This is a genomic window from Streptomyces sp. NPDC048419 (genome assembly GCF_043200415.1).
Lineage (GTDB): Bacteria > Actinomycetota > Actinomycetes > Streptomycetales > Streptomycetaceae > Streptomyces.
In genome coordinates this window covers 15464-35660 of sequence record NZ_JBICXT010000037.1, presented here as the reverse complement: position 1 = coordinate 35660, position 20197 = coordinate 15464, and the positions used below count along the sequence as shown (strand labels likewise).

21 protein-coding genes and 1 pseudogene are annotated in these 20197 nt (G+C 69.5%); 2 read left to right on the top strand and 20 right to left on the bottom strand.

Annotated features, from left to right (window positions below):
- Positions 1-486 (top strand): DUF5994 family protein, encoded by a 486-nt coding sequence (locus ACGFYN_RS42490; RefSeq protein ID WP_393871379.1) that lies wholly within the window; start codon positions 1-3, stop codon positions 484-486.
- Between the two features lie 1379 nt (positions 487-1865).
- Here ACGFYN_RS42490 and ACGFYN_RS42485 read toward each other — a convergent pair.
- From ACGFYN_RS42485 to ACGFYN_RS42475, 3 genes and pseudogenes are all read right to left on the bottom strand, one after another.
- Positions 1866-2291: a DUF5994 family protein gene (locus tag ACGFYN_RS42485; protein ID WP_393871378.1), complete on the bottom strand. Its 426-nt coding sequence runs from the start codon at positions 2289-2291 to the stop codon at positions 1866-1868.
- Between the two features lie 42 nt (positions 2292-2333).
- Positions 2334-2510, bottom strand: a pseudogene (locus tag ACGFYN_RS42480) (acyl-CoA desaturase); the annotation flags it as partial.
- Between the two features lie 641 nt (positions 2511-3151).
- A complete protein-coding gene (locus ACGFYN_RS42475) occupies positions 3152-4330 on the bottom strand; it encodes a N(5)-(carboxyethyl)ornithine synthase (RefSeq protein WP_393871377.1) in 1179 nt (392 codons plus the stop codon).
- Between the two features lie 518 nt (positions 4331-4848).
- Between ACGFYN_RS42475 and ACGFYN_RS42470 the strand changes: the two genes are divergently transcribed.
- Entirely contained in the window at positions 4849-5010 is a 162-nt protein-coding gene (locus ACGFYN_RS42470; protein WP_393871376.1) for a hypothetical protein, read from the top strand.
- Positions 5011-5204: 194 nt separating this feature from the next.
- Here the strand turns inward: ACGFYN_RS42470 and ACGFYN_RS42465 are convergent, their stop codons facing one another.
- From ACGFYN_RS42465 to ACGFYN_RS42385, 17 genes are all read right to left on the bottom strand, one after another.
- A complete protein-coding gene (locus ACGFYN_RS42465; protein WP_393871375.1) occupies positions 5205-6551 on the bottom strand; it encodes a DUF2637 domain-containing protein in 1347 nt (448 codons plus the stop codon).
- Positions 6552-6739: 188 nt separating this feature from the next.
- Positions 6740-10213: a hypothetical protein gene (locus ACGFYN_RS42460; RefSeq protein WP_393871374.1), complete on the bottom strand. Its 3474-nt coding sequence runs from the start codon at positions 10211-10213 to the stop codon at positions 6740-6742.
- On the bottom strand, positions 10213-10650 hold the full coding sequence (locus ACGFYN_RS42455) for a TadE/TadG family type IV pilus assembly protein (protein WP_393871373.1): 438 nt from the start codon (positions 10648-10650) through the stop codon (positions 10213-10215). Before ACGFYN_RS42455 ends, ACGFYN_RS42460 begins: the two co-directional genes overlap by 1 nt.
- Positions 10651-10664: 14 nt before the next feature.
- On the bottom strand, positions 10665-11117 hold the full coding sequence (locus tag ACGFYN_RS42450; protein ID WP_393871372.1) for a TadE/TadG family type IV pilus assembly protein: 453 nt from the start codon (positions 11115-11117) through the stop codon (positions 10665-10667).
- A 5-nt stretch (positions 11118-11122) separates the two neighbouring features.
- The gene (locus ACGFYN_RS42445) at positions 11123-11548 is read right to left on the bottom strand and encodes a TadE/TadG family type IV pilus assembly protein (RefSeq protein WP_393871371.1); all 426 of its coding nucleotides are present in this window, start codon (positions 11546-11548) and stop codon (positions 11123-11125) included.
- Complete coding sequence (locus ACGFYN_RS42440; RefSeq protein WP_393871397.1) at positions 11548-11727, bottom strand: hypothetical protein; 180 nt, start codon at positions 11725-11727, stop codon at positions 11548-11550. Before ACGFYN_RS42440 ends, ACGFYN_RS42445 begins: the two co-directional genes overlap by 1 nt.
- Positions 11728-11904: 177 nt before the next feature.
- Entirely contained in the window at positions 11905-12789 is an 885-nt protein-coding gene (locus ACGFYN_RS42435) for a type II secretion system F family protein (RefSeq protein ID WP_393871370.1), read from the bottom strand.
- On the bottom strand, positions 12786-13739 hold the full coding sequence (locus tag ACGFYN_RS42430) for a type II secretion system F family protein (protein WP_393871369.1): 954 nt from the start codon (positions 13737-13739) through the stop codon (positions 12786-12788). The genes ACGFYN_RS42435 and ACGFYN_RS42430 overlap by 4 nt, the downstream gene beginning before the upstream one ends.
- Positions 13736-15223 (bottom strand): CpaF family protein, encoded by a 1488-nt coding sequence (locus tag ACGFYN_RS42425; protein ID WP_393871368.1) that lies wholly within the window; start codon positions 15221-15223, stop codon positions 13736-13738. Before ACGFYN_RS42425 ends, ACGFYN_RS42430 begins: the two co-directional genes overlap by 4 nt.
- Positions 15213-16040: a hypothetical protein gene (locus ACGFYN_RS42420; RefSeq protein WP_393871367.1), complete on the bottom strand. Its 828-nt coding sequence runs from the start codon at positions 16038-16040 to the stop codon at positions 15213-15215. Before ACGFYN_RS42420 ends, ACGFYN_RS42425 begins: the two co-directional genes overlap by 11 nt.
- A complete protein-coding gene (locus tag ACGFYN_RS42415) occupies positions 16040-16741 on the bottom strand; it encodes an SAF domain-containing protein (RefSeq protein WP_393871366.1) in 702 nt (233 codons plus the stop codon). Before ACGFYN_RS42415 ends, ACGFYN_RS42420 begins: the two co-directional genes overlap by 1 nt.
- Positions 16742-16762: 21 nt before the next feature.
- Positions 16763-17698: an ATP/GTP-binding protein gene (locus ACGFYN_RS42410; RefSeq protein WP_393871365.1), complete on the bottom strand. Its 936-nt coding sequence runs from the start codon at positions 17696-17698 to the stop codon at positions 16763-16765.
- Positions 17692-18309 carry a hypothetical protein gene (locus ACGFYN_RS42405; RefSeq protein ID WP_393871364.1) on the bottom strand — a complete coding sequence of 206 codons (618 nt, stop codon included), beginning with the start codon at positions 18307-18309 and terminating at the stop codon, positions 17692-17694. Before ACGFYN_RS42405 ends, ACGFYN_RS42410 begins: the two co-directional genes overlap by 7 nt.
- Positions 18310-18582: 273 nt before the next feature.
- Positions 18583-19200 (bottom strand): OmpA family protein, encoded by a 618-nt coding sequence (locus ACGFYN_RS42400; RefSeq protein WP_393871363.1) that lies wholly within the window; start codon positions 19198-19200, stop codon positions 18583-18585.
- 1 nt (position 19201) lies between these two features.
- Positions 19202-19483, bottom strand: coding sequence for a hypothetical protein (locus ACGFYN_RS42395; RefSeq protein ID WP_393871362.1), 282 nt, complete (start codon positions 19481-19483; stop codon positions 19202-19204).
- Positions 19480-19761, bottom strand: coding sequence for a hypothetical protein (locus ACGFYN_RS42390; protein WP_393871361.1), 282 nt, complete (start codon positions 19759-19761; stop codon positions 19480-19482). Before ACGFYN_RS42390 ends, ACGFYN_RS42395 begins: the two co-directional genes overlap by 4 nt.
- Positions 19762-19817: 56 nt before the next feature.
- A complete protein-coding gene (locus tag ACGFYN_RS42385; RefSeq protein ID WP_393871360.1) occupies positions 19818-20072 on the bottom strand; it encodes a hypothetical protein in 255 nt (84 codons plus the stop codon).
- Positions 20073-20197 lie beyond the last annotated feature (125 nt).

Genomic DNA, 20197 nt, shown 5'->3' with positions numbered 1-20197 from the left:
ATGCCCGACCCTGGCTCCCCGCGTGTGACCAGGCTCCTGCCGGACGCCGTCCACCAGGCGGTGAAGCCGGGGACGGCTGTCGTACGGCTACAGACCACGCATGACCGGCGGGGCGTCCTCGACGGGGCGTGGTGGCCGTGCTCCCGTGATATCGCAGCCGAGCTTCCCGCCCTGATCTCCGCACTGACCGAATACCTCGGGCCGCTCACGCGCGTCGGCCTGGACGCCGGAGCCTGGGACGCGCTGCCGACGCGACTGCTCGTCGACGACCGCGTCGTCCATATCGACTCCTTCCCGGTCGGCGACGACACCGTCCTCATCACCCGGAGCGATCAGGACCTCTTCTCCCTCCTCGTCATCCCGCCGCACGCGACGCCCGAGGCGGCACGCACCGCGATGGCCGAAGCCGTCCGCGCCGACAACATCACGCGAGCTGAACAGATCCTCATCGACACCGGTACCGACCGGGCAGCGCCGAAGACTTGACGCCGGTCAGCCGAGGCGGCCGTCATGCCAGTCCGGTGCTGGCGCCGGGATGACCGTGCTGCCGAAGGCGCCGGGGTGCGGCAGTGGACCGGCGAGCTCGCGAAGAAGGTGGTGGGCTGGAAGACCGACAATCTAGTCCCCGGAGCCGACGCGCCAGCCGGTCCTGATCCGGACCGGCTCAGGGGATCCGTCGGGATTCGCGTCCGTGACGTGCTCGTGGGACCGGGTGCCACCCAGTCCCACGATTGGAGGAGGCGATTCACAGTTCAGCCAACCGTGAGGCCCACAGTCCGGGTTCAACCGGCACCTGCAAACGGTCCTGGGGGCAATCAGCCGCCTGCCATCGGCTACGGCGGCCTCTGTTCATGGCCATGATGTCCGAGGCCGCCTTCACCGGCCCGGTTCACCGGAAGGCTCGGCCCGGTCTGCCGCGAGTCTCCGTCGCACGCACGCGCGCACCGTGTAACGACCGGCAACAAGCGCACCCTGGTGAGCGACACGGTCACCTGAGACCTCCGAGGATGCCCCGGCCTTCGGGCCGGGGATGAATCGGACTCCTGCGGAGCAGGGCAGGGAACGGGGTTTCGCCCTCAGGGCGAAAGACCGCCCACACGGTCGGGTAAGCTGACTGCCGTGCGTTGCGAGAACCAAGCGCGTACGCCGTGCTGATCGAGAGCCAAGACGGCACATGCACCTCCAAGCTTTGCGGTACGAACCCGGGCTGGTTTCAACCCGGCTGGTGTTGATCGTGGAAGACCTGTCGGGTCGCTGACCCGCAGGCGGCGTGAGCCAGGAATCCCCCTGCTTCAGCTGGGGGAGGATTCAAGCCAACCCGGCAGCACGCGCTCGCGCGACCATCGTCAGTCGCACGAGCACGCCGGCTCGCGGCTCTGTTCCGAACCGCGACTCGTTGCCGGGGCGCCACGGTCTCGGCGCCCCAGACCTGCCGCTCTCGGCGGGCGTGGAGACGCACGCCTGCGGAAAACTGCACGACGGTCAGCAAGAGGACGTTCGAATCCTGGGGTTTGGGGCAGGGCCCCGGCGGAGCCGGAACTGCCTCGCGCGGGGGAGCCGCTTGCGGCCCCAGTCCTCATGGCCGGGTTGCGTTGGCGCTGAATCCCGCTCGCCCCAACGGCCGTGAGGACCATCCCGCGACGACTCGCGTGGGGGGAAGGGCGCGAGTCCTCGCGCAGGCGACCGTCGTCTTCGCCGACCCGGGGCGGTGGTCGATTCCTTTTACTGTCCCAGTTATCGGGCTGGTGCACCCCGCCCGTCGATAAACTGGTCCGTACAGCATCGGCCTCTCTGTCCGCGCGGGGCAGCGCAGTCCGCACCGGAGCGCTCGCCGCACACGCTTGACCCCGCCCGGACCCACGAGATCAACAGCGAGGTTTCTTCACAGCTTCTCGCGCCTGACCGTCCGCCCCGGCCGCCATGAGCGGTTCCGCGGCCTCCTCGGTCGTATCCGGTGGCACGACCGTCAGGTCCCAGCGTCCCTGGCCGGGCGCGAGAAGGACGATGGTGTGCGCAGCGGTTGCCGTGAGGGTCCGGTGCAGCTGTACGACCTGGTTGGAGACGAGCATCCGGCCGGGCACCGCGGACCAGGTCGCCCCGTTGACCGTGACGCTGGTGATATGGCCCCACGCGCGCGGCAACCCGGCGAGCAGCCGGGGGAGTTCGGCGAGCAGGTCGTACGAACGGGGCCACCACGCTCCATCGATGGGGCGTGGCATGCCGCCGCTCGGTGCCAGGCGCAGGCGCAGGAGGGGATGGGAGGGAAGCGGGGGTTGCAGTGCGGTGGTCATGAGAACTCCTGCCAACTGCCGTACATGGACGAATGGTTGATGTCAGGCGCGGCGGGCGGCGACGCGGGCCGGACTCGGCCGACGGACGTCGTACACCCAGCCGAGGCGTTCGAGGAGGCGGATGACGGCGGCCGAGGGGTCGAGCCGGCCGCGGTCGACGCCGCTGGTGGGGTCGGCGTGGTGGCGGTTGTGCCGGCTCTCGCCGAACGAGAGCAGGGCGGGGGCGAGGCGCAGCGCCTGGACGGGGGACGTCCCTTTCGTGGCCCTGGGCAGCGGGACGGTGTCCAACGGTGTGACCGTCGTGGACGTGGTCGGACTCAGCGGCATACGTGGCTCCTCGCCCTGGATGCGGATGGCGCGGCCGGGCTCACGGGCTGCCCTGTGAGGACGGGTGGCGTGCTGCGGAAGGGGGGTGGGCCGGTGGACCCGAACACGAGGCGACGGCCGGGCCGAGTTCCGGCATACGGAAAGTCCTCGTCCTCTCCACCGTACTCCCGCCTGTGTCACAACCACGTCTGTTCGCAAGCGGCATGGCGTTGACGCGGGCCGACACACCGGACGCTGACCGGCTGCACGACTGACGGCCATGCCGCGGCGCGAATCCGGCACGACGCACAGGAAGCGGCGCTGGATGATGAACGACCAGACCCCGTCCCAACAGCCGGCGGACCAGCCCCGAGGCACCACAGGACGCGCGTCCCAGATCCGGCACCGATGTTTCCGTCGGACGAGCGGGACAAGATCGGTCAGTGTGTCGGAGTTCTACGAACGAGCTGGATTCGAACTACTCCGCAAGGCGCTGGCCGCGCGGCGGCTCGGGGCAGCGGCCTGAGGACGACTGCACGCCGGATGCCCCGCCGCTAAGGCCGTGCCGCCGCGCGGGTCTCCTCGTGGGCGTGCGGGTACGTTGCGGTGCGGTGCTGGAAGGCGAGCACCTTGGGGTTTTGGACGACGCCGCGGCGGATCTCGATGGCGTGCCGGATCGTGTCGTCGGTGTCCCAGGCGTCGGGGCCCTGGAGCACGACGTCCAGATACGGCAGGAGGGCCTCGCTGTTTTCCCAGGTCGCGGAGTTCCACAGGTAGGAGGGGCTGTGGTCCACTCCGTAGTACTTGACGTGGTCGCCGACGGTGAACATCGGGTCGGTGAAGGTGGTGGGTCGGGCCCAGTCGAAGCCCATGCCCTCGTCGCAGGAGACGTCGATGACCAGGGTGCCGGGGGCCAGCTTGGGCAGGTCCTCGTCTATCAGGAACATCAGCGGCGCGTCGGTGTCCTGCAGCACGCAGTTGACGATGATGTGGTGCCCGGCGAGGAACTCGGCCAGTGGCAGCGGGCCGTCCTCGGTGAGGGCGATGCTGCGTCGCGGGTCGAGGGTGTCGTCGGCTTTGTCGTGGTCGAAGTGGACGATCCGCGCGGAGTGGATGGGGGAGCTGACGGCGGTGACGCCACGCGCGGTGAGCACGTCGACGTCGTGCACGCCCAGGGCGCTGAGCGCGGTCACTGCGCCGCGGGCGGTCGCGCCGAAGCCGATGACGACGGCCCGCTGCCGCCGCCCGTAGTCGCCTGTCACGCCGGTCAGTTGCATGGCGTGCAGGACCGAGGAGTACCCGGCCAGCTCGTTGTTCTTGTGGAAGACGTGCAAGTTGAAGGCGCCGCTGCGACTCCAGTGGTTCATCGCTTCGAAGGCGATCAACGTCAGCCGCCGGTCGATGGCGGTCTGGGTGAGCCGCTCGTCCTGGACGCAGTGCGGCCAGCCCCACAGGACCTGACCCTCGCGCAGTTGCGCCAGGTCTTCGTGGTGTGGCTTGGCCAGCAGGATGACATCGCAGTCGGCGATGAGTTCCTCGCGCGTGCGGAAGCCCGCGACGAGCGGGGCGAGCTGGCTGTCCGGGACGCCGAAATGCTCTCCGTAGTTGTCCTGGAGGTAGATGCGCCGGCGGAGACCGGCGTCAATGCGGTCGAAATGAGCGGGGTGAACGGGCAGACGATGCTCGTTTTCCTTGCGGGTCTGCGACATGATTCCGAGCGTGAGCTGCTGCAAAATGCCCCTTTGGTTACTCCCTGTTTAGCACACCGGGCCAATCCGGCAGCCGGTCGCGACGGGCGGGGCCAGGGGCGGGCGAACGGGCGGAGCCGGGTCCGGGCGACATACGCGTGGCCCTGTTCGCTTCCAGGCGGCGGCATCCGTCTTGGCGGCGATCGGGTCGCCCGGTGCTGGTCAGCTCCGTCGGGTGCGGCCTCGGTCGACGCTCGCGCGGGCCTGAAGGCGCTACGGCCCGACGACAAACAGCAATTCCCGTGAGAACGCGTACCGGAGGACCGGCACCATGCAGATGAGAGGGCCGATTGGGCTGTCCCGCTGTTCTCCCATCCTGCCAAGCCCGCCGACGAATACGACGTCACCGACATGCGCAACGTCGGCCCCCGCTGGCAGCCCGACAACTTCGAGAAGAACGTCGAGGCCGTGGGCAAGCTCGGCGACCTAGCCGCGGCCAAGGGCGTCACCGTCCCCCCCCCCAGCTGGCCCTGGCCTGGTTGCTCACCCGGGGTGAGCACGTCGTGCCGATCCCCAGCGCCCGCAGCGTCCAGCGCATCGAGGAGAACGCCGGCGCCGTCGACGTCTCTCTGACCAGGACCGACCTCGCCACGACCGACGAGGTCCTGCCGTACGACGGCTTCGGCGCCCACTACTCCGAGGACCACGCGCCCGTCTCGATCTGAATCCGCGCCAGGACCCGAGCCGCCCTTCCTGATGGACACCGCGGGACCCTCACCCCGAGGGCACCGACGGCCGGCTCGCGATGGACAACGGACAACATAAAACCCCGAAGTACGTCTTCAGTCCGCGGCCGGCGAAGGAGGTGCAGCCCCAGCATGACGTTTCGAGGAGTGTGCATGATTCCTACGAGCGCGTTCTAGGCGCGGGGTTCGACACTCGCCTCATCAGCAGTTGAGCCGCTGCGCATGGGGCGGCGTCGTTCGGCGGGTTGCTGGTGGTGTGTGAGGGCTTGCCAGCGTCGTTCGAAGTCGGTGGTGAGTGTGGTGATGTACTCGGCGGTGATGGGTTTGTTGTATTGGGCGGTGACTCCGCGGGCTGCGCATTCCTTTGCGATGGTCTCGGGGGAGGGCGTTTCGCTGTTGTGCCGTTGCCGGGCCCACAGGTGGTAAAGGCGAAAGGGCAGGAGGTAGCGGCGCAGGGTGGCTGGGCTGACGGGTTTGCCGCCTCGGCCGTGCATGCCGTTCGTGGCCAGGTATGCGGACAGCTGCTCGGCTATCCGTGTGGAAGCGAGGGCCTCATCGCTGTGGTCACTCTGAAGGTCTATCCAGGCGAGGTAGTAGCGGTCGACGGTGGTGAGGCCGGCCGGTTGTTGGCTTGCGACGTCCTTGTCCGCGAGTGGGTCCGGGCCGGCGTGGGGGACGACGGTATTGACGTGGCGGCTGCGTTGCTCCGTTGGTGCCTGTGCTGGGCGTGCAGTAGGCGCTGTCAGCGCTCGTTCCGCGTCCGGCTGTGGGTGGCTGTCGTGTGGTGCAGCCGGGTCTGCGGTGGCTTCGCCTGATGGTTCGGATGCGTCGTGTCCGCGTGGGGACATGGCGTGTGCCGGTATGCCCGCCGCCGCCAGGCCCGAGGGGGCCGTCTGGGTGAGGGGGATGCCGTAGCGGGCCAGGCGCAGCGGCATCAGGGACTGAACCGGGGCCTTGCGGCGCCAGGTGCGGCCGTAGCGGGTGCGCAGCCGGGCCTGGTAGACCAGGCGTTCCTGTTCGAGGCGGATGGCCTGCTGGTAGGAGCGTAGTTCCCACAGTTTCATGCGCCGCCACAGCAGGAGGGTCGGCAGGGGGGAGAGCAGCCAGCGGGTGGGTCGGATGCCCTCCATGTGCGTGGTGGCGGTGATGTCGGTGATGCGGCCGATCGCGTGCCGGGCCGCCTCGACCACGACCACGAAGAGGACCGGGATCACCGCGTGCATGCCCACGCCCAGCGGGTTGGGCCAGGCGGTGGCACCGTTGAAGGCGATCGTCGCGCTGGTGAGCAGCCAGGCCGTCTGCCGCAGCAGCGTCAGCGGGATGCGGATCCAGGTGAGCAGGAGATCGAGGGCCAGCAGGACGCAGATGCCCGCGTCGATGCCGATCGGGAAGACGTAGGAGAAGGTGCCGAAGCCCTCTCTGAGGGCCAGCTCGCACACGGCCGTGTAGGAGCCGGCGAAGCCGATGCCGGCGATGAGTATGGCGCCGCACGCGATGACGCCGATGAGGATCCGGTGCATCCGACGCAGTCGGATCGCAGGGGTGGCCTGGTCGGGGGGTGCGGATTGACCGGGCCCGGCTGTGCCGTCTCGGTGAGAGCGGGCGGCTTCTGGGACAGCTTGGTGGATAGGGCGTGGGGCCTGGTGCATGTGGGGGCGCGGTGGGGCGGGGTCCGCCGGTAGGTGGGTGAGTGAGGCCGGAGATGGCGTCATCGGCTGTGTACCTCGCCGCGTGGGGTTGGGTGCAGGAGGTCGTTGATGAGCTGGGTGGTCTCCGTTTCGAGCGAGCAGTCCAGAGCCCGGTTGACGTGTTGGATGCGGGTGATGGCGGTGTGCAGGCCGGTGCGGTTGCCGCGGGCGGCTTCGAGGCGCATCCAGTCCCGGTACAACAGCTCCGCCGTATCGTCGACTTGGAGGCCGGTGGCGACGGCCTGGCGTGCGGCGCCGAGGTCGTGCTGGGGGCCGGTGGGGGTGCGGTAGGTGGCCACGGTGTGTGCGATGTCGATGATCCTGGTGATCATTTCCTGCTGGAAGGGCTCGGCCCAGGGCAGCGGCCGGCCGCCGAACGGCTTTCCCCGTACCAGGGTGAGCGCCTTTTCCAGGTCGGCCAGGCCACTCGGGCCCAGCGGTAGCGCGCGTTCGACGAGGTGGAGGAAGTGGGTCCAGTCGCAGCGCACGCCGTCGGCGAGCCGGTAGGGGTCCGCGCCGGTCTTGCGGCGCGGCACATATAGGTTGCCGGATGGGTCGCCGCCCAGACAGCTGCGCAGGCCCTGCATGCGTGCGTTGAGGGTGCTCGTCGACCACGGGCTGGCGGGGTCCATGTCGGCGCACAGCACGCCTGCGCTGCGGCCGGGCCGGAAGTACAGCAGGGCGGCGAGCTGCGCCATCCGCGGGCCGTGTCCGGTGCGGTCCACGCCGGTCACCTCGATGGGCCCCAGGACCCGGATCTGTGGGGCGTGCGGGTCCTGCGCCTCGCGCGCGTCCGCCGTCGGTTTCGAGGGTTCGCCGACGGCGGGCTCCGGGCTGTTCTCCTGCGCGGCCTGTGCCCTGCGGGTAGAGGGGGCAGCGGCCGGGGAGGCCGCGGCGGACGGTTGTGCTTCTTTGGTCCAAGAGCCGGCTTCGCTGTCGGGCAGGGGCGAGGAGGTGGCGGGGGAGAGGAGATGGAGCGCGCCCGGATCGGTACTCGCGGCGAGCAGGGCCGGGAAAACGTCTGTGCCCTCATCGGTTGCGCCGGCCAGTGACGGGGCCGAGGCGGTCGCTGTGGGTGCAGTGGGCTGCTGCGGCGATGTCTGCGCGGGCTGCCGCATGAGGTGGGGCTCGTCCGGGATGTCCTGCCAGGGGCCCTCGGCCGGGTGTGACCGCTGGCCGGACACCTTCAACGCGGTGGTGATCTGCTCGTAGGCGGCGTGCTGAAGGCGCTGCACCGTGATGTCGGTGCCGGTGTAGCCGAGGATTTGTGGCTCGCTGAGGGAGGCGTTGAGGATCTCCGCCTGGGGGAAGTGCGCGGCCGCCGTATTCGCGGGGGCGATCAGCGTGACCGGGAGGGTGCCTGCCTTGTCGATGATGTCGGCGAACTGCCAGGCCGTGTCCGTGTCCAGCGTCGCCGCGCACAGCAGCAGATAGGGCTGATGCTCGGTTTCGGGCATCTGGTGGGCTTCCAGCAGCCGTTCGCCCACATCACGCAGGGCGTGTACTGGCTGGCGCATGTGGGCGATCCGGGCGGTGGGCAGCAGCTGCGGCAGGTCCTCGCCGAATCCCACGGTGACGACCTCGACGTCGCTTGCCCAGGGGCTCATGGCGAGTTCCAGGGCGAGTGAGGTGCACACCTCGGTGATGTGGACGGGGTTGCCGTCCAGTAGCAGCGCGGGCAGCTGGGCGAGGTTGAGCAGCAGGAGATCGCCCGTCGTGGTGCTGCCGATGGTGACCAGCCCCGGATAGGGTGCCGGCACCTCGCGGGCAGCGTCCTCGTCCAGGAGGACGGCATCGGAGGGCAGGGCCCACCATCCGCCCTGCCCGGCCACGAAGGGCGCTGCAGGGTCCGCGGTGAGGTCCTCGGGCAGCGCCTCCACCGCGCGGGTGCCGATCCGGGCAGCTCGCAGCAGCGGCAGGATCGCGTCTTCCTGCTGGGCCGTCTGGTGTGCCAGCGTCCGCAGGGCCACGTCCAGGCGGGCGGCGCCGCCAGACTCGGCGGCCGCCGCCAACTGGGCCTCGGCCGTGGACGTCTCCGGCGCGATGGCGATCTTCTCGCCAGGCTTGCGGCGCCGACGCTGCAGGGTTCGGCGCAGGGCGAGCGCTGCGGTGATGGCGGCCGCGAGCAGTGCGCCGGCGCCGAGAACGGTGCGCAGGTTCACGGGGCTTTCGGTGGGAGTGGGCGCCGGGGCCCCGGGCGCGGGGGAGGAGTCAGCCGGGTGCGAGGGCTGGGGCGAAGCCGGCGGGGAAGCGGGGGTAGACGATGCGCGGGCACTGGGCTCGCGTCCTTCGGACGTGGCTGCGGACGGAGAAGACTGACCCTTCTGCCCGGGCTGCTCGGCAGGATGGCTGGCCGGTGCGCTGGGGGCGGACGACTGGGGTGCGGGCGTTGTGGTTTGGCTCGGTGCGGGCGTTTGGTCGCCCCCCGTGCCGGCGCCCGGCTTGTGCTCACTGCCTGGCTTCTGGCCGGCCGGGGGAGTGGTCTCCTGGTGGTTGCCCGCCTTATCACCCTGGTCCGGGTCCTGGGACGGCTGGTCGGGCGGGGCGCCGGGCACGGTGACCTGCTGCCCCGCGTAGATGACGTCCGGGTCGGCGATCTCGGGCAGGCCGTGCGGCTGTTTCCGGCCCCGGCTGGCCGCGAACAGCTCGGGCCATTCGTCGCCGTCGCCGAGCTCCTTCTCCGCGATCTTCGACAGGTAGTCGCCCGAGTGGACGGTGACGACGTGCTCGCTCTGCTCGCCGGCAGCCGGCGCGGCGTCATCCAACTGAGCACGGAGGCCTCCCACTCCGGTGGGAGTGTCGGGCATCTGAAGCTGCCAGCCGGGCTGCAGAAAGCTGTTCGCACGGAAGACCGTGCCGTCGACCGTGGTGTGGCCCTCGTTCAGAGCGGCGATCTCCCGCCACCGCTCACCGTCGCCCAACTCCTTCTCGGCGATGCCCCACAGGCTCTCCGCAGGGCGGGTCTCGCGCACCGTGTACGTCGTGCGTGACGCCGTAGCGCTTGCGGCGGACGTGGCGGCCTGCTCCTTCTTGGCGGCGGCAGCGGCCTGGCTCTTGCCGGGGACGTGGGTTGCCGTGGTAGCTGGGGCGGCCTGGGCGTCGGAGGCCAGAGCCGAACTGGTGGGCAGCAGCACCAGGATGCTGCCGATCAGCAGCGCCGCGGCGCGCTGGGAGGTACCCATCCCTCGGGGCGCGTGCCAGGTCCGGCCCCGCACTTGCGCACTCAGCTCGCCCACCGCGCAGAACGCGAACTGGGCCCAGCCGATCCAGCCGACCGCGACGAGGAGCAGCAGGAACGCGGCGCCCGTGTCCTGCCGGTCCAGCAGGTGCGTGAGGTCGTCGTGGGTAGCAGCCCAGATGACCGGGGTGGCCCAAGCGAGTAGCAGCGGTAGCCCGGCGACCGTGGCGGCCAGGACCAGCAGACTCAGGACGGCTTTGAGGAGCCGGCCCAGGGTACGTCCGGCTGCTGCGGCGGGGGATGGGGTGGTGCTCATCAGTTTCCTTCGGGAGCGGTGACACCGTGCAGGAGGGTGGCTGTGCCATGGCCGGTCACCGGTAGAGAGCCGATGCCAACCGCCGACAGGAACTTCGTGTCGTATGTGCTGGAGACGACGACGGTGAGGGTCTTGCCGTCGCCGGACACGCTGACCGTGCCGGTAGCGCCAACAGAGCGCAGGTACGTCTGGGCTGCGGCCTGTGCGTCCTGCGGATTCACGGTGACTGCCCTCCCGCTGATGGCGTCGGCGGGGTCGATGGCCTGCCCGCCTGCACGGGCCGCTTCGCCGGCGATGTAGTCGGCGCGTTCCGTGGCCCGCATCTTGCTGCCGCCGTCGACGGCGAGGCCGATGATCCCGATGAGCGCGATGACACAAACCGCGACGAACACGGTGACGCCTCCCCGGTCATCCCGAAGCGTTCGGCGCAGGCTCATCCGACGGAAGATCATCAGTCCCCCCGCTGCCGGTACTGATCAACTACTGAGGTGGCGGTTGATGTGAGCATCTTGGCCCCGGGCACGCCAGGAAGCAGCAGGTCGGAGAGGTTGACGGTGCAGGTCACGGTGGCGGTGACGGTGCCGACCTGCCCCACGGGCACGCTGAGGCCGCCGGTGTTGAGGGTGACGGAGGTCGAGGCGCAGGTGATGCCCTGGTCGTTGAGGGATTGGGCGGCCGCCGATCGGGCGGCGCTCTGGGCGGCGGCCGTGGTGCGGTGGATGGACGCCTCCCGTGCGGCGTCTTCTGCCGCGGAGTCGATCTTCGAGCCGGAGGTGACGATGCGGCCGCCGGCGATCGCCAGACACAGAAACATGATCAATGCCGGGAGGACGATCGCCGCCTCGATCGCGACGCTGCCTTGATCGCAGTGCAGGTGGCGTGCCCAACGGGCCTGTAATCGCACGTGCTTCACTCCCCGGGGACGGTCCAGCGTTCTACGGTGCCGGACGCCGACTGCGTGATCTGCAGGCCCGGCACACCCGGGAGCATCGACAGGGCCGTGCCGGCCACCTGGACCTGCACCCGCTGGCCGTTGCTGTGGGCGGTGACGCTGTAACCGGTGAGGCTGTCACCCGCGGTGCGCCCCAGCACGCTCCGTGCCTGGGCCGCACCGTCGTCCGGGCTCGAGGGGTAGGCGCGGGCTGCGGTGGCGCCCTCGCGGGCCGCGGTCAAAGCGATCTGCCGGGCGTAGTACCACATGGAGGCCTGGACGACGGCGAGGGTGGCGAGCAGCACGAACGGGAAGATGATCGCCATCTGGATGGAGGTGTCGCCGCGGTCGTCGCGCCACCTTCGGCCTTGCCGCCAGTTCTTCAGCCGCCCGGGGGTGGACATCACAGGCCAGCGAGCTTGCCGTTGTACTTGGCGATGACGACGGCGATGGTGCCGGCGATCAGGACGGCGCCGGTGACGGCGGCCACCCAGATGATGACGGTCGTGGTGGAGATGTCGCCGCGGTCCGGACGGCGGGCGGCCTCCTCGAGGCCGTCCTGTAACCGGGTGGTCAGGCGCAGGACCGTGTGGTTCGCGCGTCCCCAGGGACGCGTCTTGCGACGGCCTCGCCCCAGCGCGCGGGACGTGCTGTCCGGGCTGGTGCGGGGGTGCGTGGTGGCGTGGAGCACAGCACGGCGGGTGCGGGCTGCGGTGTGCTTCATGGTGCTTACCTCTCGGGTGCGTCGAAGGAGGGAGGGTCAGACGGTCAGCATGCGGATCACGGCGGGGAAGGCCATCAGGAGCATCACCAGCACCGCGAGCAGGGCTCCGGGCGCGGTCATCTTCTCGCTGGCGGCGTTTGCCTCGGCGGCCTGGTCGGCGAGCAGTTCGGCGTTGAGGGCGGCGGTGCGGGCCCGCAGCGCCTTGTAGACGGCGGCGCCGTCGGTGGCCGAGCCGCGCATGATGTCCGCGACGTCGGTAAGGACCGGCAGCTCGTATGCGTGGGCGAGTTCCGTGAGCGCCTGATACGGCGGGATCTTCTCCAGCCGGGCTCGGCGCAGCGCGCCTCGCAGGTACAGGAACGGCCAGCCCTCGCCGACCTCCGCGGCCTTTTCCAGCGCCTCGGCGGGGCCGGCGTCGGCGGCCCGCTTGAGCGCGACCAGGTCGAGGTAGGCGGACAGGGCGTGCGCGAACTCCTCCCGCGCCCGCTGGGCTTGGTCCCGCACGGCGAGATCCGGGGTGATGAACAGCAGGCCGGCGACGAGGAGCCCGACGCCGGCCGGCACGTAGAACGGCAGGCCCACGCCCGCGATGATCCACGGAATCGTCGCGATCACCGGGCACAGCAGCCCCAGCGCGGCAAGCGCGGTCTTCTTGAGCATGAACTGGCCCGGCCCCTGCCCGAGGAGGGCCAGGTTCGTGGTGGGGACCTTCACGCCCGGAAGCCGCTCGAGGCGGACCAGCAGCCACCGGCCCCACATCTCCTCCCGGTCCAGCTCCGGCTCTGGCATGGTCAACATGCCCTGGCCACTGCGCGCCAGAGCCGGGCCCAACGCGGGCTGCGGCTGGAGGAGTTCCCGGATCAGCAGGGCGGCGCCGGCGCCGACCGTACCTCCGGTCAGCACGACAGGGATGAGGTTCACCAGGCGGCTCCTTCGGGCTCCCGGGGCGCGACCGGCAGGTCCAACTCCCGTGTGGGAGCCGGCAGTCGGACCGTGCTCGTAGGGTCGGTGACCAGGAAGCGGGGGATGCGGCGGAAGTTGCCCAGCTGCCGCATCAGGGCGAGTACGCCGATGAACCCGGCCGTCAGGAAGGCCAGCACGAGCTGGCCCAGCAGCGTGGAGTACGGCTTCGTGTAGGACGGCACGAAGAACCCGGCCACCACGACGCCCACGGTGATGAGGGTCATCCACCGCACGGTGGTGCGGGGCTTGGCGCGGTCCGCCTCGATGGCGCGCTTCTTGGCGACCTCGTCGCGGACGGTGCCCGAGAGATCCTCCAGGGCCTGAGCCAGGCCCGGGCCGCGGTCGCCCGCCGACAGGATGAGCGCGGCAACCACCTTGTCCGCGGTGACGTCGTCCAGTTCGGCGGCGAACGCGCGGAGCGCGCCGTCCGGCCGCCAGCCCAGGCGCAGCCGGTCGGACAGGTTGATGATCTGACCGGCGAGTTCCTCCGGCGCCCCCTGACGGCTGGTGATCATCGCTTGCTCCAGGCCCATGCCGAGGCGAAGTAGTCCGGCCAGCCGCTGCGTCCACTCGCTCAGCGCCTCGAGCTGCCCGATGCGCTCCTGCGCCATCTGCGCCGGCGTGATCAGCCACGGGACGCCGATGACGGCCGCGCCGATCAGCGCACCCCCGACGAAGTTTCCCGAGACCAGCCACACGCCCGTGAACACCACCGCGGCCGCGACCGCGAGGGTCCGCCGCCGCAGCCGGACATCCTCGCTCTGGTTCCTGCCACCGCGGAGGGCGGCCTGCCAGCGTTTGAGTAGCGGGGCTCGGCGCGGCGCCGTGGTGCCAACGAGCCCCGCTGCGACACCGGTCAGCCCGCCGACCAGGGTCATGCCGCACAGCAGCCCGAACAGCAGCGTCATCGGTGCGCCCCCACCTTCAGCGGTAGCGGCGCCTGCCAGGCACCGTACGACTCCTGCAGCAGACTGGAGTCGAAGCCCACGCGGCGCAGGTCATCAATGCAGCCCGGATCCATCCGCGGTACCGCCCGCAGCTCCCCCAACTCGCGGCCAGGACTGAAGACCTCGTTGGTGGCGGGCCGCCCGTTCTCGCCGATCCCGGTCAGCTCCAGTACGTGGGAGACGTAGCGGTGACGGCGGCCGCCGATCTGCGTCTCGTCCGTCATGTCGACGTAGACGACGAAGTCCAGGCCGTTGGCGGTCTGCCGGTAGGCGAGCTGCTCGGAGAGGTTGTCCTGGGCGAGTGCGTACAGTTCGGCGATCCGGTCGAAGATGATGCCCGGGCGACGCGCGTGGATGGTGCACAGGTTGCCGCCCGACCCGTTCGTCAACGCCTGCATCATCGCCACGACTTCAGGGCCGCGAACCTCACCGACCACGATCCGCTCCAGCGACATCCGCAAGGCAGGATGCATCAAATCCAAGAGCGTGACCTCGCCAGCGCCGCGGCCGGTGACGTCCTTCTCCCCATTGGACTCGCGCCCAACGAGGGAGACGACCTGCTTGTGATAGCCGTTTTGGTGGGCGAACAGCTCGTCCTCGGTCTGGATGGTCGCGAACCGGCACTCCGGGTGGAACTCCTTGAGCATCGCCCGCAGCAGTGTGGTCTTCCCCGCCTTCTGCTTCCCCGCGATCATGATGTTCTTCTCGGCGCGCACGCAGGCGCCGAGGAACTCGCGCAGGATCGGGTCGATGGTGCCCAGCCGGACAAGGTCGTCGAGATTCGCATGGGAGACCCGGTGTCGGCGGATGACCGCATACGTCATCGGCCCGAGCCCGGTGATGGCCTGCAGACGGGAGCCGTCCTGCAACGCCAGGGCGAGGGTGGGATTCGCGGTGGAGATGGTGCGTTCGTTCTGCCCGGAGCCCCGGGCCAACTCCCTCAGCAGCTCCAGGAGTTCCTCTTCGGAGTCCGCGATAGGGCCGACCCGGCGGCGCTCGCCGTCGCCGTAGTCGAGCCACACCTCGTGCGGACCCTGGATGATGATGTCCTCGACCCGGTCGTCATCCAGGTACGGCTGCAGCCGGCCGGCCCGGAAGAGCAGGTCGTACACGGCACGGCGCAGCGCCTCATCCTGCTGCGGCGTCATCGCCTGGGCGTCCGACCATAGCGCAACGGCCTCGGCGATCCAGTTCAGACAGCGCTGTTCCTCGCCGGCCCGGTCCATGTCGGGCTTGGTCTTGATCAGTTCCTCGCGCTGCTTGGCGACCTGGGAGGCAACCTCGCGTGCTACCCGGTAATCGACGGTGATGTGAGGTACGGCCGTGCCGAGCGCGTGCGTACTCGAGGCAGCACCAGCGGGAGCCGGTGCGCCGTTCTGCTGGGGTGTCCATGCCTGGGGTGATGGCGCCACCGTGGGATCGGTGTGCAGAGGCCTACCGCGCACGGGTCACCTCCCCGCCCGCCGCACGCGCACCGCGCGGATCGAGCCGGGACCGGCGCAGAGCGGCTCGCTGCACCAGCAGCGTGCTGCTGGTGCGGGCGGCCTTCATCAGCGGTGACCTGGGGAAATGGCGCGGCTGTTCGGCACCGTCGGACAGCACGCGCGCGTCCTTCGGCACGTACGGCAGCGTGGCGATCACCGGCACCTGCAGCACCCGCTGCACCTCGCCCGCGGGATACGGACCCTCGTTGACCATCAGCACGCCGACGTCACCCACGCGCTCCTCCAGCGCGCGCACCCGGCCTTCTGCTGCTTGCAGGCAGCGCAGGGTGTTGCGGACGACCATGAACGTGGCGTCGGCCTGCTCGGCCAGGACCCCGGAGGGCCCGTAGGCTCCGCGGCGGCCGAGGTCGATGAGGACGTCGTGCCCGTGCTCGGCCTCAATTCCGCGGAACATCTGCGCGAGGGCCTTCCAAACCTGGCCGAGGCTCGCCGACTGCGCAGGATCGGTGATGCCGGGCAGCAGGAGCCGATCGCGCGGTGACTCCTGCTTGCCCTGCTCGCTGCTCAGGTCGATCAGCTGCCGCCAGAAGGCGTCGCTGAACTCGCCCTTGCGGGCGGCGACCGAGAGGTTGCGTAGCCCGTACCGGTCGCCGAGCGTGCCCTGCAACAGGCCGTGCAGCACCGCTCCGCCGTCCGGGTCGCACTCGGCGAGAATCATCCGCCGGCCTGCTTCCAGCGGCCACGACAGCAGCAAGGCAAGGGCGCTTGTCGTCACGCCGGGCGCGCCGCTGCAGCCAGTGAGCGCGATGACAGCCATCAGTTGCCGTCCGGAGCAGCGAGGACCAGGCGCAGGGTTCCGGCCGCCTCCCACGCGGCGGCCGTGGGACCGTCGGTGGCGGACGTGGCCACATCGACCACCACGATCCCGGTACCGGGGGCGGCGCCGGACGCCTTCACGACCCGGCCGTCGATGGTCTGCGGCACGGCGTCGGACGGCCTGCCCTGGTCCGTTTCCGTGGTGCTCTGGGACGGGACGTGAACCAACTCGACCTTCTGTCCCGGTACCAGCGCGGTAGCCGGGATCTGCTTGGGCTCCAGACCGATCGGCACCAACTGCTCGCCAGCCTTCACCAGCGAATCCTTCGTCACCTGCGAGGGCGCGAGCAGGGAGCCGGGCTTGAGCTCCACCGCGGCCCGCTTGCCCACCACCGCCTTGAAGTTGTCGGCGCGCACCGCCTTGACGGCCGGGTCCAGCGCGACGGATGCCTTGCCCAGGTCATCCTCGGTGAGGACCTGGCCGACCTGGACGTCACGGACCACGGTCACCACCTCGGCACGGTTGCCGACCTGCAGCAGCAGGACGGCAACGCCCGCACCACCCGCGGCGATCAGCGCCAGCGACAGCGCGATGACCCCTGGTCGTCGCCTGCGAGCCGACACCCTAGGCGGCGCCACTGGACCGGCCACGCGTCCCTGCTGGTTCGGGGATAAATCGACGCGTTCTTTGGTCTTGCTCAACTCTCTGTCCTTCCGGTGGCGTTACCTGACGACCTGGACTTCGCCGATCGCCACCTGCATCTGGGTCTGCTGGGTCTGGGTGAGCTGGCCCGTCTGCCCGCCTCCGCCAGCGGTGACGGCCCAGTTGATCGTCCACGTTGAGGTCGCGGTCAGCTGGTACTTGCCGCCAGAGGCAGCAGCCGACGTCTTGGCGTAGACGTGGCCGCAAGTCGGGGACTGCGCCATGCCGACGGAGGCGTGGTAGACCGTTCCAGGGCCGTGGCACGTCACGGTGGCACCGTCGCCCATCTGCCAGACGATCTGAGAGACCTTGGCCGTGGCCGTCACGGTGATCCCGCCGGCGGACGCCGACGCGGACTGAGGCCCGTACGTCGTTGCGCTCCGGTTGACCCACATCCACATCGGCACGCCCACGGTGTACTTCCCGGCCGCCCGGGGACTGGCGATATCCGGGCCCAGAAGCCGCATCTTCTTCACGGCCTCGCGAGCCAGCACCTCCGGGTCGATGGCCGCTGCGCCGCCTGGCGGCTGGGCGAACCATTGGGTGGTCTGGTTGGGGTTGTCCGGGCAGTAGGCGGCGTAGACGGCGCCGTCCTTCGGATCGTGTCCTTCCCATCGGGGGTCACCCGCAGGGGGCTGTGGCTTGGCCAACTGGAAGTAGCAGTTCATGCCGTTCACCCAGTTGCCGAGGCCGTCCAGATGGCACGGGACTGGGGCGTTGCCTTCCATGTTGCTGTCGTCGCACTTTGGCTTCTTCGTTGAGCCGCCGCCCTCCGAGGCCTGCCTGTTGTCGCCACCTTTGCCGGGCGTGGTCTGCGTGTCGGACGCGACGACGCGGCACCAGCCCTTGCCGTCGCAGACGACCTTGCCCCCGTCTCCGTATGCGGTGGCTTGGATTGCCCCTACGGTCAGGAGGCTGGCCAAGATGGCGCCCGCCCCGCCGAGCCGACTCAGCATGTGCGCTCCTTGTCCGCCTTCTCCTCGGTAACCCGCCAGCGGTTGCCCTGGTTTTCCAGCTTCGCGTTGATCGTGTACCGCTTGACCTGCTTGGGCGGGGCTACGCTCTTGCCCGTCTTCTTGTCGATCGGCGTCCAGGTGTTCTGGTCGAAGCACAGGCGCAGCGTCGCCGTTTTCGGCGAACTGTCGAGGTTGACCTCGACACCGCTCTCACTGGCGATGACCTTGGGTTCACCCTTGGAGACAATGCCGTTCTGCATGTTGATGAACACATCGTTCTTCACGTCACGCAGAGCCTTGTCGGTCGCATAGTCGGTGATCTTGCTGCCCGACAGGGAACCCTTGGCGTACGCCTTGACCTGTTCGTCGGTCATGCCGCGGTAGGCGGCGATGACGGCCTTGCGGGCCTGAGTCTCGTCAGCGGAAGCCGTCTTGGAGGGCTTTGTATCGCTGTGGCTGGGCGACGGGGCAGCTGTGCCGTGATCACCGGAGGAGCAGCCAGCAGTCATGATGAGCGCGGCAGTCGCTACCAGCGCGGAAGACACCATGTACCCATTCCGGGTGCGAACAGCGGCGCCGCGGCCCGAAGCGTGTCGTTGACTGGCTGTCATGTTGTGTCCCTGTTCGATGCGGTGCGATAGACGGCTGCACTGGGTTCCCTGCACCCAGATACATGGTTGTTGCCTATTCAACCTGCGGTGATGCGTTTGGGTGATCGAGAGGTTACGCATATGCCAGTCAACTTCCCAGGGTGATATTTGACTTCACTCGTACAACTTGGGGCATATCCGGTCACTCTCAGTACTGGATGTCGTCATGTACTCGCGTCAATTTGCTCGTTCCGGACGTGAATTGGGGCGGCTGCCCGGATTCCGTAAACGCGTTCAAGTGATCGTCGAGGAGTACGCGATCTCGACGCGCCGGTTTTGGCGGCGTCCGGCTTCCGTCGCGTTGGAGGCGATCGGCTGCCCCTCGCCGAGCCCGAACGCACCAAAAGTGATGGCGGAGCCTTCGAGTTGACCGGCCAGGACGGATTTCACCGCGGCGGCCCGCTGGCGGGACAACGTCACGCCGTGAGCGGCGGAGCCGAGGTCGTCGGTGTAACCGCAGACGCGGACCATCCGCGGCGACTGCTGGGCGATCACACGCGCGATCGCCGCGACCCGGCTACGGGCCGTGACGCTCAGCCGGGCACAGTCCTTGGCGAACAGCACCTCTGCCTGCAGCTCGTACGTCACGGAGGTGTTGCTCTCACGCAGGCGCTCGCCTCCGGCCCGGTCCCCGACTACCTGGCTGATGTCGCGGCGGTTCGAGGAGAGATCGAGGATCTTGAGGGGAGCCAGAGTCGCTCCGCCGCGCAGGGCGAGGCCGATGCCGTCGTGGGGGCTCGCGGCTGCATGCTGGGCGCTAGCGGGGACGGTGGCCAGCGTCGCGGCCATCGTCGTGAGGGCGAGCAGTGGCAGGGTGAGGCGGGAGCGGATGGTATGCGTGCGGCAGCTCACCTCATCCGCCGATCTTGATGTTCGCGGTGTCGAACGTGGGCAGTTGGAGGCCGACCGTGCTGGTGCTGGCCGGAGGGGCCGGGAATTGCATGAAGACGCGGACGCTCTCGCCCGGCTTGAGGGTGGACAGGCCGGTCGTGGTGAGGGGGTGACGGCTGCTGTCGCGCAGCACGTAGTAGCGCTTGGCGTGGTCGAAGTCCACGACGGTGGCGCTGGCCAGCGACGGCCCGGTCCGGTAGACGGCGAGCTCGTCGCCGCGCAGCTCGGCGGGAACGACCGTCACCTGCGAGCGTCGTTCGTCAGGGTGCCGCGGATGGTGAGGTAGCCGGCTGAGTTGCGCTGTGCCCCGGTGGGGGCCAGTCCGTGCCGGCCCTTCAGTTCGGCTAAGGGTGTGCCCGTGCGCCCCTGTTGCATGCGGGCGTGGGTGTCGGAGGCGGCTGCAGCGGTGGCGTCTTGTCCGGTGCCGGCGACGGAGCAGGCGGCCGTTGCCAGGGCCAGGCCCGTAGTGAGGGTCAGGGTGGACAGGTGCCTGCCGGGTCGGCGGGTGGTCCAAGTGCTCATGAAATTGCAGCCTTTCCGTGCGGGATGACTGAAGCGGGTGGAGCCGGCGCGATGGGTCAGCTGCGTCCGGGGCGGCAGTAGTCGTTCTCGGCTGGATGGGCGGTCGGCCAGACGGTGATCACGTCGCCGTCGAGGGTCACGTGCCGGCCTGGGAACTGGCGGCGTACCAGGGCGAGGTCGTGCTGGTCGAAGTCATCGGTTGCGTCCAGTACGTGGGCGCTTCCGATGTGCGAGACAGACTGGGTCCGCGGCGGCCACACGCGGGCGTCACACGGTTCCGGAGTGCGAACGGTGCCGGTCCCTCGTGTCATGCGGTATCTCCTGTTTCTGCTGATTCCGGGAGGGATTGAAGGTCACGCTGCGCGCGTGCAGTAGTAAAGTAGAGATTCGCTAAAGTGAATCGCAAGGGGTTTGTGGGGCAGTTGCAAAGCTGCGA

Bases quoted from the DNA above. Each gene is read 5' to 3' on its own strand.
- ACGFYN_RS42490 (WP_393871379.1), top strand. From the start codon at position 1: ATGCCCGACCCTGGCTCCCCGCGTGTGACCAGGCTCCTGCCGGACGCC.
- ACGFYN_RS42485 (WP_393871378.1), bottom strand. From the start codon at position 2,291: ATGACCACCGCACTGCAACCCCCGCTTCCCTCCCATCCCCTCCTGCGC.
- ACGFYN_RS42465 (WP_393871375.1), bottom strand. From the start codon at position 6,551: ATGCACCGGATCCTCATCGGCGTCATCGCGTGCGGCGCCATACTCATC.
- ACGFYN_RS42460 (WP_393871374.1), bottom strand. From the start codon at position 10,213: ATGAGCACCACCCCATCCCCCGCCGCAGCAGCCGGACGTACCCTGGGC.
- ACGFYN_RS42455 (WP_393871373.1), bottom strand. From the start codon at position 10,650: ATGAGCCTGCGCCGAACGCTTCGGGATGACCGGGGAGGCGTCACCGTG.
- ACGFYN_RS42445 (WP_393871371.1), bottom strand. From the start codon at position 11,548: ATGTCCACCCCCGGGCGGCTGAAGAACTGGCGGCAAGGCCGAAGGTGG.
- ACGFYN_RS42430 (WP_393871369.1), bottom strand. From the start codon at position 13,739: ATGACGCTGCTGTTCGGGCTGCTGTGCGGCATGACCCTGGTCGGCGGG.
- ACGFYN_RS42420 (WP_393871367.1), bottom strand. From the start codon at position 16,040: ATGGCTGTCATCGCGCTCACTGGCTGCAGCGGCGCGCCCGGCGTGACG.
- ACGFYN_RS42410 (WP_393871365.1), bottom strand. From the start codon at position 17,698: ATGCTGAGTCGGCTCGGCGGGGCGGGCGCCATCTTGGCCAGCCTCCTG.
- ACGFYN_RS42405 (WP_393871364.1), bottom strand. From the start codon at position 18,309: ATGACAGCCAGTCAACGACACGCTTCGGGCCGCGGCGCCGCTGTTCGC.
- ACGFYN_RS42390 (WP_393871361.1), bottom strand. From the start codon at position 19,761: ATGAGCACTTGGACCACCCGCCGACCCGGCAGGCACCTGTCCACCCTG.
- ACGFYN_RS42385 (WP_393871360.1), bottom strand. From the start codon at position 20,072: ATGACACGAGGGACCGGCACCGTTCGCACTCCGGAACCGTGTGACGCC.